This is a genomic window from Streptomyces sp. NPDC048473, from assembly GCF_043200155.1.
Classification (GTDB): domain Bacteria; phylum Actinomycetota; class Actinomycetes; order Streptomycetales; family Streptomycetaceae; genus Streptomyces.
The window spans coordinates 41,057-52,598 of sequence record NZ_JBICXE010000043.1; the positions used below are offsets into that span (position 1 = coordinate 41,057).

At 69.7% G+C, this 11,542-nt stretch carries 8 protein-coding genes and 1 CRISPR repeat array (1 of these 9 only partly in view); of the genes, 7 read left to right on the forward strand and 1 reads right to left on the reverse strand.

The features are described 5' to 3' along the window. Positions 1–1,409: a CRISPR direct-repeat array (repeat unit 29 nt; unit sequence GGGACCATCCCCGCGGGTGCGGGGAGCAG) (it extends 389 nt beyond the left edge of the window). Between the two features lie 240 nt (positions 1,410–1,649). Genes cas3 through cas7e form a run of 4 tightly spaced genes read left to right on the forward strand, consistent with a single transcriptional unit; the run spans position 1,650 to position 8,194 of the window. Next, positions 1,650–4,586: a CRISPR-associated helicase Cas3' gene (gene cas3, locus ACGFU7_RS39380; RefSeq protein WP_393702674.1), complete on the forward strand. Its 2,937-nt coding sequence runs from the start codon at positions 1,650–1,652 to the stop codon at positions 4,584–4,586. Continuing rightward, positions 4,579–6,279, forward strand: a complete 1,701-nt coding sequence (gene casA, locus ACGFU7_RS39385; protein WP_393702676.1) for a type I-E CRISPR-associated protein Cse1/CasA — start codon at positions 4,579–4,581, stop codon at positions 6,277–6,279. Before cas3 ends, casA begins: the two co-directional genes overlap by 8 nt. Continuing rightward, on the forward strand, positions 6,276–6,992 hold the full coding sequence (gene casB / locus ACGFU7_RS39390) for a type I-E CRISPR-associated protein Cse2/CasB (RefSeq protein WP_393702677.1): 717 nt from the start codon (positions 6,276–6,278) through the stop codon (positions 6,990–6,992). The genes casA and casB overlap by 4 nt, the downstream gene beginning before the upstream one ends. Further along, positions 6,989–8,194, forward strand: a complete 1,206-nt coding sequence (gene cas7e / locus ACGFU7_RS39395) for a type I-E CRISPR-associated protein Cas7/Cse4/CasC (protein ID WP_393702678.1) — start codon at positions 6,989–6,991, stop codon at positions 8,192–8,194. The genes casB and cas7e overlap by 4 nt, the downstream gene beginning before the upstream one ends. A 17-nt stretch (positions 8,195–8,211) precedes the next feature. On the opposite strand, the gene ACGFU7_RS39400 is transcribed toward cas7e, so the two are convergent. Then, positions 8,212–9,432: an IS110 family transposase gene (locus ACGFU7_RS39400; RefSeq protein ID WP_393702680.1), complete on the reverse strand. Its 1,221-nt coding sequence runs from the start codon at positions 9,430–9,432 to the stop codon at positions 8,212–8,214. 239 nt (positions 9,433–9,671) lie between these two features. Here ACGFU7_RS39400 and cas5e point away from each other — a divergent pair, with 239 nt between their 5' ends. The 3 genes from cas5e to ACGFU7_RS39415 all read left to right on the forward strand — a co-directional run. Continuing rightward, positions 9,672–10,385, forward strand: a complete 714-nt coding sequence (gene cas5e / locus ACGFU7_RS39405; protein WP_393702682.1) for a type I-E CRISPR-associated protein Cas5/CasD — start codon at positions 9,672–9,674, stop codon at positions 10,383–10,385. Then, complete coding sequence (gene cas6e, locus ACGFU7_RS39410) at positions 10,385–11,158, forward strand: type I-E CRISPR-associated protein Cas6/Cse3/CasE (RefSeq protein WP_393702683.1); 774 nt, start codon at positions 10,385–10,387, stop codon at positions 11,156–11,158. The genes cas5e and cas6e overlap by 1 nt, the downstream gene beginning before the upstream one ends. A gap of 4 nt (positions 11,159–11,162) precedes the next feature. After that, on the forward strand, positions 11,163–11,542 hold a 380-nt coding region (locus ACGFU7_RS39415), incomplete at its 3' end, for a CRISPR-associated endonuclease Cas1 (protein ID WP_393702685.1).

Genomic DNA, 11,542 nt, shown 5'->3' on the forward strand with positions numbered 1-11,542 from the left:
GAGCAGGGCGCGGGCGGTGTCGCCCTGGGCGAGCTGGAGGGACCATCCCCGCGGGTGCGGGGAGCAGCTCGTAGCCGAGCGGCGCGAGGTCCTGCGCCAGGGACCATCCCCGCGGGTGCGGGGAGCAGCGGGCGAGCCCGGCCGCGACGGACGGGCCGTCGGGACCATCCCCGCGGGTGCGGGGAGCAGCAGGGCGGCAAGTCGGAGCTCGCTTCTGCTGCGGGACCATCCCCGCGGGTGCGGGGAGCAGCCCTTGTACGTGAATGGGCAGGCTAGCCAGGAGGGACCATCCCCGCGGGTGCGGGGAGCAGCCCTGTCCACAGGGCCAGTGTCCGAACCTCCTGGGACCATCCCCGCGGGTGCGGGGAGCAGCCCTGTCCACAGGGCCAGTGTCCGAACCTCCTGGGACCATCCCCGCGGGTGCGGGGAGCAGGACTTCGCCTCGGGCGACCGCGTCACGGAGCAGGGACCATCCCCGCGGGTGCGGGGAGCAGAGGTTGCCGCCGGGCAGGGTGTCGGCGCCCCAGGGACCATCCCCGCGGGTGCGGGGAGCAGAGCCAGAGGATCTGTGCGGCGACGTCCTGGCCGGGACCATCCCCGCGGGTGCGGGGAGCAGTCGCACTCGTACCCGTCGCGATGATGGCCGACGGGACCATCCCCGCGGGTGCGGGGAGCAGCCCCTGCTCACCAGGTCCGTGTAGCCGTGTGCGGGACCATCCCCGCGGGTGCGGGGAGCAGAAAGTACCCACGCCGACAGCGGACAGGAGGATGGGACCATCCCCGCGGGTGCGGGGAGCAGTGTGCCGCCTGGCCCTGGTGCATACCGAGCGGGGGACCATCCCCGCGGGTGCGGGGAGCAGAAGGGACTGCGGATCGTCGACGGACACCGCCGGGGACCATCCCCGCGGGTGCGGGGAGCAGTAGACGAGGTGGTGCCACACATCGTTGGCCAGGGGACCATCCCCGCGGGTGCGGGGAGCAGATCACCGCGTATCAGTTCATCCGGGCAACCCCGGGACCATCCCCGCGGGTGCGGGGAGCAGGGGTGACTGGGCGCGGATCATCATCCGGACCCGGGACCATCCCCGCGGGTGCGGGGAGCAGCATGACGTCGGCGCCCCAGACCAGATCCCACGAGGACCATCCCCGCGGGTGCGGGGAGCAGCTCGCACCACCACGCATTCACCCGATCGAAGGGGGACCATCCCCGCGGGTGCGGGGAGCAGCGCGTGGGCGGCGAGTTCCTTGACGCGTGCGCGGGACCATCCCCGCGGGTGCGGGGAGCAGCGCTCCTGCCGCTCCCTGTTGATCCGGTCGATGGGACCATCCCCGCGGGTGCGGGGAGCAGGAAATCCAGTACAAGATCCTGACGCGCTCGACGGGACCATCCCCGCGGGTGCGGGGAGCAGACTGCGCGACCTGCGGCTTTATCGCGGGGGCACGTAGTTTTCCCATACTTTCACCGAGTCTGGCAAAACAGGCATAACGGCCTCGGCTTATCCGCTCGGCGTCAGGCGATGGCAGTGCAAAGCGATCATTCTAGAGCCTGCTCGCCTGCTTTCACGGAACTACGCAGGGATCAGAAGGCGATTTCTTGAATCTTCGCCATATAGGCACCCTGCAGCACTAATTGCCTGTATTCATCTTTCATGACGGGTAAGGGAGAACCCCGCTCGGGCCTGCGGGGCAGGCTTGACGGGCCGGTTCTGACGGTGTGGGCGAAGCACGACAGGGATTCCGATGGGTGGCTGCCGCTGTGGCGGCACATGGAGGACAGCGCCGCTGTCGCCGGCCTGTTGTGGGACGCGTGGCTGCCCGCGAGCGTACGGAGGTTGATTGCCTCGGCGCTGCCCGGCGGTGAGCAGGACGCGCGGCGGCTCGGTGTGTGGCTGGCGGGGGTGCACGACATCGGGAAGGCGACGCCCGCGTTCGCCTGTCAGGTCGACCAGCTTGCGAACGTTATGCATGCGCAGGGGCTGGAGATGCGCTCGGCGCGAGCTATCGGACCGGACCGCAGGATCGCGCCGCATGGGCTGGCCGGGCAGGCGTTGCTGGGGGAGTGGCTGCAGGAGCGGCACGGCTGGACGGTGAAGCAGACCGGGCAGTTCACGGTCGTTGTGGGAGGGCACCACGGGGTGCCTCCGGAGCACGGGCAGATCGCCGCCCTGCACAAGCATGGGCACCTGCTGCGTTCCCCGGGGCCGAGCCGAGCCGAGTGGCGGCGGGTGCAGGACGTGCTGCTCGATGCGTGCGCCGACGAGTACGGCGTACGGGACCGGCTGGATGAGTGGCGGTCGGTGAAACTGCCGCAGCCGGTGCAGGTGCTGCTCACGGCACTGGTGATCGTCGCCGACTGGGTCGCCAGCAACGCCGACCTCTTCCCCTACTTCCCGCAGGACGTCGCCCGCAGCAGCGAGGAGCGTGTGGCCGCGGCCTGGCGCGGGCTGGACCTTCCGGCGCCCTGGTGCCCGGAGGAGCCCGCAGGCGACGCTCAGGAACTGTTCGAGTCCCGCTTTGGTCTGCCGGCAGGCGCGAAGGTTCGGCCGGTGCAGGAAGCTGCCGTCGAACTGGCCCGGGCGATGGACGAGCCGGGGTTGATGGTGATTGAGGCGCCGATGGGGGAGGGGAAGACCGAGGCCGCCCTCGCGGTCGCCGAGATCTTCGCTGCCCGCTCGGGTGCGGGCGGTGTGTTCTTCGCGTTGCCGACCATGGCCACCGGCAATGCGATGTTCCCCCGCCTCTTGGACTGGCTCAAGCGGCTGCCCGGAGCCGAAGACGCCCGGTACTCGGTCCTGCTCGCCCACTCGAAGGCCGCGTTGAACGAGGACTTCGCCGACCTGATGCGGGAGAGCGGCCATCGGATTGTCGCTGTCGACGTGGACGCGTCCGAGGAGGCGCAGTGGCGTCCCTCGGACACGACACGGGCCGCTCCCGCCGAGCTCGTCGCACACGCCTGGCTGCGTGGCCGCAAGAAGGCGATGCTGTCCTCGTTCGTTGCGGGAACCGTCGATCAGTTGCTGTTCGCCGGGCTCAAGAGCCGCCATCTGGCGATGCGTCACCTTGCGGTTGCTGGCAAAGTCGTCGTCATCGACGAGGCGCATGCCTACGACACGTACATGAGCGTCTACCTCGACCGTGTGCTGTCGTGGCTCGGCGCGTACCGGGTGCCTGTGGTGGTGCTGTCCGCGACCCTGCCCGCCGGCAGGCGCCGCGAGCTCGTTGAGGCGTACGCGGGCGGCAAAGCCGAAGCAGCCCGCAGTGCCACGGACTTCGAGGCTGTGGGCAAGGCCCGCGCCTATCCTCTGCTGACCGCCGTGGCACATGGCGGGAAGCCGGTCCTGAGGAGTCCTGAAGCCTCTGCCCGGGGCACGGACGTCGTCCTGGAGCGGATCGATGACGACCTGGAAGTCCTCGTCGGCCGGCTCACCGACGAGCTGGACGGCGGCGGCTGCGTACTGGTCGTACGCAACACGGTCAAGCGGGTGCTGGAGACCGCGCAAGCGCTCAGGGCCAGGTTCGGCGACGAGAACGTTACGGTTGCCCACTCTTGTTTCATCGACGTCGACAGGGCAGCGAAGGACGCAGATCTCCTCAAACGCTTCGGACCACCCGGCAAAGCGAAAGACCGCCCCGCAGGGCCGCACATCGTCGTGGCCAGCCAGGTGGCCGAGCAGTCCCTCGACGTCGACTTCGACGTGCTCGTCACCGACCTCTGCCCGGTCGACCTGCTGCTCCAGCGCATGGGTCGTCTCCACCGGCATCAGCGGGGCGAGGGGCAGCACGAACGTCCCAAGCGGCTGCGCCAGGCGCGCTGTCTGGTCACCGGTGTCGACTGGAAGGCCGACGTGCCGGCGCCGGTGCGGGGTTCGGTCGCCGTGTACGGGGCGTACGCGCTCCTGCGGTCCGCGGCCGCGCTCCTGCCCCACTTCGAGGAAGGGCCGAGCCGACCGGTACGGCTGCCCGGCGACATCAGTCCGCTCGTGCAGACGGCATACGCCGACGTCCCTGCAGGCCCGGAGAGCTGGATACCAGCGATCACCGAGGCCTTCGAACGGTACGAGCGGCACCGCGCCGACCAGGCCGAGCGGGCCGCTGTATTCCGGCTGGAGGAGGCCGGGAGGCACGGCAGGCCGCTGTTCGGGTGGGTGGCGGCGGGGGTGGGCGACGCGGACGACACCAGGACCGGGCGGGCCCAGGTCCGCGACAGCAGGGAAAGTCTGGAAGTTGTCGTCGTGCAGCAGCGCGCCGACGGATCGCTGGCGACGGTGCCCTGGCTGGCACAGGACCGCCACGGCCACCGGCTCGCGGGACTGGAACTGCCCCGGGACCAGGTGCCGCCGCCGAGAACGGCACGGGCCGCGGCAAGCTGCGGACTGAGGCTGCCGATCCAATTCTCGTACGCCGAAGTCATGGACCGCGCGATCGAGGAGCTTGAGGAACTCTACGTGCCCGCCTGGCAGGTGAAGGACAGTCACTGGCTCTCTGGCCAGCTGATTCTTGCGCTCGATGAGGATTGTCAGACCCGTCTGGCAGGGTTTTCACTCCGGTACAGCGAGCGCGACGGTCTTGAGGTAACCAGTGCCTGAAACAAGTGAAGAGACAGCGGGTGTGCTGTCGTTCGACCTGACCACTCAGCCCTGGGTTCCGGTGCTGAGACTGAACGGCGCCCAGGACGAGCTCTCGCTGCGTGAAGTGTTCGAGCAGGCCGGCGCCCTGCGCCGGCTCGTCGGGGACCTGCCCACTCAGGAATTCGCCCTGGTACGCCTGCTGCTCGCCCTGGCCCACGACGCGCTCGACGGACCGCGAGACGCCGAGCACTGGGCAGACTTATGGGCGGACGAGGACTGCTTCGCGCCCCTGGCCGCCTATCTCGACGACCACCGCGGCCGGTTCGACCTGCTCGATGCCCATGCACCGTTCTTCCAGGTCGCCGGGCTGCACACGGCGAAGAACGAGGTCTTCCCGCTCAATCGCATCGTGGCCGATGTCCCCAACGGCGAGCCCTTCTTCAGCTCGAGGATGCCCGCCGTCGACCGGCTCACGTTCGCCGAGGCCGCCCGCTGGGTCGTCCACACACACGCCTACGACACCTCCGGCATCAAGACCGGCGTCGCGGGCGACAGCCGGGTCAAGGGCGGCAAGGTGTACCCGCTCGGAGTCGGCTGGGCCGGCAACCTCGGAGGAGTCTTCGCAGAGGGGCACACACTGCGGGAAACCCTCCTGCTCAACCTCGTGGCTCCTGCCGACACCCCCGGCCTGAGTTCCGACGGCCACGACGACCTTCCTGCCTGGCGGCGCGAGGCGTGCGGGCCGGGCGAAAGTCCGAAGCGTCCACCCACGGGCGTACGTGACCTGTACACCTGGCAGTCGCGGCGCCTGCTCCTGCACGCCGACGCCGACGGCGTACACGGCGTGGTCCTCGGCTACGGCGACCCGCTCCCCGCGCGCAACAAGCACGGCTTCGAGCCGATGACCGCCTGGCGGCGCAGTACGGCGCAGGAGAAGAAACATGGCGAACCCCTGGTCTACATGCCCCGCGAACACGACCCGGCCCGTTTGGCGTGGCGGGGGATCGCCTCTCTGATCGCCGACCGGGCCGAGGCGTCCCAGAGCGCGGAAGCCGCGAACCATCTGCGGCCCAGGGTCCTCGAATGGATCGCGCGTCTGGTAACGGATCGCGAGCTGGAGCAGGGCTTCCTCGTCCGGGCCCGGATCGTCGGCGCCCAGTACGGCACGCAGCAGTCCGTCATCGACGAAGTCGTCGACGACCACATCTCCATCGCGGTGGTCCTGCTCCACCAGCACAACCGCGAGTTCGCCGAACAGGCCGTCGGAGCCGTCACCGACGCCGACGACGCCGTCAAGGCACTCGGCGACCTCGCCACGGACCTCGCCCGCGCTGCCGGCACCCAGACCGAAGGACCCGGTGCCACGGCACGCGATCTCGGTTTCGCCGCGCTCGACACTCCGTACCGCACGTGGCTGGCCGGCCTGGACGGACACGGGGACCCGTACGAGCAGCGCGCCGAATGGCAGCGCCGGGTGCACCGGATCGTGCGCAGGCTCGGCGACCAGCTCATCACCGAGGCCGGAGACGCCGCCTGGCAAGGCCGGACCATCCCGGTCAAGAACGGCACCGAATGGCTCAACTCCGCTCTCGCGGGCAAGTGGTTCCGATCCCGCCTGGACAGGTGCCTGGGCCACCCGAATCTTCCCGACCAGCCGCCGGGCGCGGGCAGCGCCCCGGTGACCGAGACCGCCACGAAGGTGCACGCATGACGACCGCCACCGCTCCGCCCACCGTCCGCCAGCGCGTCGAACAGCTCGCCGGCGACCGCATCACCGCGCTCCAGCGCGGATATCAGGCTGACGAAGCGAAGGCCGTGGCAGCCCTCGCCAGGCTCCGCAGAGGTGCGGGCCGTGAAGCCGGACAACTCCCCGACCTGTGGAATCTCGTCGACGTCACACCGCTGCACGAACCGCACAACGGTGCCCAGACGTTGAGCGAGAGGGAACTGGTCTGCGCCGAAGACGCCCTGCACGTGGCCCTCACCTTGTGGGCCCTGCACCAGCAGTCCCGACGCGAAGCCAAGATGCACCAGAGCGGCAGCCGCGGAAAGCCACGCGGAGTAGGCGCCGCCGTGCGCCGCATGATGAAGCCGGGCGAGATCGACGAACCCCTGCGCAAACGCCTGGTCCGCGCCGGCACAGCTCCGGATCTGACCGCCCTCGCCCAGCGCCTGCGAGACATCGTCCTGTTGCTGCGCCGCGACCAGTTCCCGCTCGACTACGCGCTGCTCGCCGGACAGCTCTACCGCTGGCAACAGCCCGGCGGTCCGGACGACGTACGCAGGGAATGGGGCCGGTCGTTCCACGCCTGGCACGAAGAGGACCAGAACGCCGAGGGACAGACGCCCGCCGACGCCCCGGCCACGAACACAGACACCGCTGTTGCCCCTGACACGACCCACACCGACAAGGACGCCTCGTGAACCGCTTCTACCTCGACGTGCACGCCCTGCAGACCGTCCCGCCCAGCAACCTGAACCGGGACGACACCGGTGTTCCGAAAACCGCAGTGTACGGCGGAGTGCCGCGGGCCCGTGTCTCCAGCCAGGCGTGGAAGAAGGCCACCCGGGACTACTTCAAGGCCGAGAGTCTCCTGGACCCGAGCGAACTGGGCGTGCGGACCAAGAAGGTCGTCGAGGTCCTGGCCGACCACATCTGCGACGTCGACCCCTCACTGGCGGAGGCCGACGCGCTGAAGCTGGCAGCCGAGGTCATCGTCGCCACGGGCTTGAAGATCGAGGTACCCAAGCGCAAGAGCTCTGCGAAGGAGGGAGCCGGCGAGGACGGTGCGGCAGAGGTGGCGCCCCAGTCCAAGTACCTCATGTTCCTCAGCGCCCGCCAGCTCGACGGACTCGCCCGTCTCGCCGTCGAGGGCGCCGCCGACATCAAGGCGTTCTTGAAGGACAAGGACAACAAGGCCCGGGCCAAGCAGATCGCCGACACCCGCCACTCCGTGGATATCGCACTGTTCGGCCGTATGGTCGCGGACTCCGCCGACATCAACGTCGATGCCGCGGTCCAGGTTGCCCATGCCATCAGCGTCCACCGCGTCGAGAACGAGTCCGACTACTACACGGCCGTCGACGACCGCAACAACGATGCGGAACCGGGCGCCGGAATGATCGGCACTGTCGACTTCAACTCAGCAACCCTCTACCGCTACGCAGCCCTCGGCGTCCATCAGCTTGCCGCCAACCTCGGCGAGGGACTGCGCGACGACGAGTCATGCACCACCCCGGTGCGCCGCGCCGTCGAAGCCTTCGTCCAGGGCTTCACCGAGTCGCTGCCGACCGGAAAGATCAACACCTTCGGTCACCACACACTGCCTGACGCCGTGATCGTCAAGCTCCGCACCACCCGCCCCATCAGTTTCGTCGCCGCGTTCGAAGAGCCCGTCCGCGGCGACCAGGGCGGCCATGTATCCGAGGCGTCCGCGCGCCTGGCGGAGTACATCCCCGACATCGAGCGGGCGTACGGAGACGAGGACTCCACACTCACGTGGGTGCTCCGTGTCGGCCCGAACACACAGAAGCTCGCCGGCATCGGAACCGAATCGGCGAACATCACCGAGCTCGTCACCTCGATCGGCCAGGCCGTCGCCGAGCGCCTGGAGAAGCCCGCATGAGTTCCCTGAGTCAACCTCTATGCCGCCAAGAGGGTGTCGTCGGCTGTGTTGATCTTCCCGTTGGTCTGATGAATCCCGGGGTCGTAGCAGGCTCCGTCACGCCAGCAGGCCCAGATCACGCGGAGCCAGGCGCGGGCGAGGATACGGGTGGCGTGGGGGTGGCGCTTCTTGCGGGCCCGCGCGTCGGTGTAGATCTTCGCGGCCCACTGGCTGCCGTGGCGGCTGTTGTCCGCGAAGGTCGTGATCGCGACACGGGCTCTCCGGTTCGTCGCAAAACGGAAGGTCACGGCGTGGGACTTCCCGGAGGCCCGGGTGACGGGGACGACTCCGGTCTCGGCGATGAACTGCTCGCAGGACTCGGCGCGTTCGAGGATCGGGCCGATCTCACCGATGATCTGGCCGAGGTTGACCTTCCCGATGCGGGGCATGGAGACCAGCAGCGGCGCGTAGGGGTGTACTTCGACGGCGGTGGTGATCTCGCGGTCCAACTCGCGGATCGTGGCGCGCATGGCCCGCACGAGCTGGACCTGGACGCGGATGAGCGTGGCGACGGTGGCCTCGCTGAGCCGGGTGGCGGCGGCCGGGGCGGCGCGCAGGCGCTCGATGAGCTGCTTGCCGGTGCGCTTGCCGGAGTAACCGCGCCGTTTGCACCACGCTTCCAGCCTGGCGGGGGTGAGTTTGGCGGCAGCCTGCGGGCTCGGGTAGCGGTCGAGGAAGTCCAGGGCGATGTCGCTGTCGCGGTCGGCGAAGACCGCCTTGCCGCCCGGCCACAGCTGGTCGAGCTGGGCGTCGAGCTGGTTGACGGCGGCAATCTTGGCCTCGACGTGGTCGGCGCGCTGGCGGGTGAGGGCCTGCAGTTCCAGGGTCCTGGGGTCGGTCGGGGTCAGCCGTCGCAGCTGGTGGCCGTCGGCGCGCAGGTAGTCGGCGAGCTTGTGGCTGTCCCCGGCGTCGGTCTTGGCCTTGGAGGCTCCCCAGCGCGGGCGCATGGCGTGGAAGGCGTTCGGGTGCACAGGCACCACCGGGTGGCCGGCGGCCAGCAGCCGGTCCACGACCAGGCCTCGGGTCGTCTCGATCGCCACCGGCAAGTCGGCCGGACTCCCGTGCCGGGCAAGGCGTTTGAGGGTCGCCTCGATGCCTTGCTCGGTGTGTGTCAGTTCCCAGCGGTCCACGCGGGTGCCGGAGTTGTCCATGACGCTGACGTCGTGGGTCTCGGTCGCCCAGTCCCATCCGATGAACACGAAAGAAGTACTCCTGTGACGTCGACGGAGCACCTGCCCGGTGGTGAGGACGTCTGCCGGAAGCTCATTAATCGGCCCTCTGCGGGGCGTGTCCCTGAAGCCGATCAGACGGCCTCGGTCCGGCGGGGCCGGCGTAACTCATGCTGGCCGTCGAACGGCTCGCGCACTTGGCCGTGCACCCACCGGGACCGAGAGGTCACAACCCTACTGAAGAGGGCTGCAGAAGGGATGGTCCTCTAATGAGCGTGCTCACCCTGCGGCTGGCAGGCCCCCTGCAATCCTGGGGGGCCTCCGCCCGTTTCACCCGCCGCACCACCGAGTCCGCGCCGACCAAGAGCGGCGTGATCGGCATGCTCGCCGCGGCCTCCGGCATCGAACGCGGCGACGACGAGGCCCTGGCCGACCTGGGCGCACTGCGGTTCGGCGTACGCATCGACCAGCCGGGCACCCGGGTACGGGACTTCCAGACCGCACACCACGGCGTCACCGGTACCTCCTTGCCACTGTCCGAGCGCTTCTACCTCGCCGACGCAGTCTTCGTCGCAGCCCTCGAGGGCGACAGGGCACTCCTCGCCGCCCTGCACGCCGCCCTGCGCGCACCGGTGTACCCGCCGTTCCTGGGCCGCCGCTCCTGCCCACCGGCCCTCCCGGTGGAACTCGGGCTCTACGACGGAGTCTCACTCGGCCAGGCACTGACGGACGAGGAATGGCAGGCGGCTTCCTGGTACCGCCGGCAAGGCGAGGCCACGGTGACCCTCATGGTCCTGCGCGAGGCCAACGAGGACGAGCACGACACGGACTTCCAGCGCGACCAGCCTCTCAGTTTCGCCGCCGAACACCGTCGGCACGCTCTGCGCACCGTGGTCAGCAGGACGGTGGACATCCCCAACCCGGATGCCGCGCCCCGGCATCCCCGGCATGATCCGTTCGATGCCCTGAAGGAAAGCGCCTGATGCTCCTGACCCGCTTCCGTCTCAATACCGCGCGCCCCGGCGCCCGCCGCCTGCTCTCCTCCCCCCAGGTACTCCACGCGGCAGTCATGGCGTCGTTTCCCGGTCTGCTCCCCACGGACACGGCCGGCCCCGAAGGACCGCGGGTGCTGTGGCGCCTGGACCAGAACGCGCGGGCCGAGGTGCTGCTGTACATCGTCAGCCCCGCCCGGCCCGACCTGACCCACCTCGTCGAGCAGGCCGGCTGGCCCGCAGCGGCCACCGACCCGGAGACCCCCGGCTGGCAGACCAGGTCGTACGCTCCGTTCCTCGACCGTCTGGCCGCGGGGGAGAAGTGGGCGTTCCGGCTGACCGCCAACCCCGTCCACCACATCCGCCGCAAGGCGGACGAGCCGCGAAAGCGCACCGCCCACTTGAATCCCGTACATCAGATGGCCTGGCTCCTCGACCGCCAGGAGCGCGGAGGCTTCCGCATCCTCGAGAAGCCGGACAACAAACGCCTACTGCCCGGCGGAACGACGTTCAAGAAGCACGAGCACCCCGGAGACCGGTACGAACTGACCGTCCGTGACAAGCGCGGCCTGTCCTTCGACAAGTCCCGCAGCAACGACGGCACCCGCGGGAAGCCCGTCAGCCTCGTGTCGGTCACCTTCGACGGCCGCCTCGAAGTGACCGACCCCGCCGCGCTGCGCCACACCCTCACACAGGGGATCGGCAAGGCGAAGGCCTACGGCTGCGGCCTCCTCACCCTGGCACCGCTCACCGGCACGGGGTGAAACGGTGACAACGGTCTCCCAGCGCACCGCCCTCACCCCGCGCCACCTCACCCGCACCGGCGAACGGCTCTCCTTCATCTACCTGGAGCGCTGCACGGTGCACCGGGACGCCAACGCCATCACCGCTGAGGATGCCGACGGCACCACCCACATTCCGTCGGCGACCATCGGCACCCTGCTCCTGGGCCCCGGTACCCGCATCACGCACCAGGCGATGAGCGTCCTCGGCGAGACCGGCGCCGCCGTCGCCTGGGTGGGAGAGCAAGGCGTGCGCTACTACGCAGGCGGACGCGCCCTGACCCGCTCCTCCGCGCTCGCCGAGGCCCAGGCGGTCCAGTGGGCGAACGTCCGCAGCCGTCTGGCCGTCGCCCGAGCCATGTACCG

Excerpts from the sequence above, each read along its gene's own strand:
- cas6e (WP_393702683.1), top strand. The coding sequence starts at position 10,385 with ATGCTCCTGACCCGCTTCCGTCTCAATACCGCGCGCCCCGGCGCCCGC.
- cas5e (WP_393702682.1), top strand. The coding sequence starts at position 9,672 with ATGAGCGTGCTCACCCTGCGGCTGGCAGGCCCCCTGCAATCCTGGGGG.
- casB (WP_393702677.1), top strand. The coding sequence starts at position 6,276 with ATGACGACCGCCACCGCTCCGCCCACCGTCCGCCAGCGCGTCGAACAG.
- cas3 (WP_393702674.1), top strand. The coding sequence starts at position 1,650 with ATGACGGGTAAGGGAGAACCCCGCTCGGGCCTGCGGGGCAGGCTTGAC.